Source organism: Staphylococcus agnetis (assembly GCF_002901865.1).
GTDB classification, from domain to species: Bacteria; Bacillota; Bacilli; order Staphylococcales; family Staphylococcaceae; genus Staphylococcus; species Staphylococcus agnetis.
Genome location: NZ_PPQF01000154.1, coordinates 1 through 649 on the forward strand (window position 1 = coordinate 1; position 649 = coordinate 649).

At 22.2% G+C, this 649-nt stretch carries 1 pseudogene; it reads right to left on the reverse strand.

The window, feature by feature from the left end:
• Positions 1–555 (reverse strand): annotated as a pseudogene (locus CD172_RS12895) (hypothetical protein); the annotation flags it as partial.
• Between the last annotated feature and the right edge of the window lie 94 nt (positions 556–649).

Here is a 649-nt window from a genome sequence, read left to right on the forward strand (position 1 = left end):
ATTTATAGGTAAATATACATATAGTCTTTGATAATTTTTGTCTGTTGAAAACAATAAGTAAACAGGACTCATTGCTAATATAATTATCATGATTAAAAAGTAATTAATATTTGGATCTATATTTTCAATAGAATTTATATTAAATGTTATTATGGCTATAAAAATAACTGCTATGAGACTATTAATCCAATTACTTTTATCTGAAATCCATTTTTCTATCTCAATTTTTAATAACGATACTTTTTCATTCTTTTTCAAAAATTTATTAACACTTTTGTTTTCAAGCAGTTTAATACCATCAAAATAAACATTTATTAAAACTATCATTATAATAATAAATATAAAGCTAAATAACATTGGGGACAATGACACTAATAATAAAAGGAATGTAAAAATTATTTTTTTCAACAAATCAGTTGTTTCAAAAAAAACAATTACGCAACTAAAAGTTAAAAGAATTGTCAATACGTATGAAACTATCAACATAATGGTGGTTGTCAAACTAATACCTAATTGTATATATAAAAATATGGGCAATATCCATAGAAAAATCATTCTCTTTAGACCCACCTCTAAAAAAATATATACAACCATTGATAGATACAATTTTTTTATATTTACTGGCAATGGTTTAAACATACTATGTACA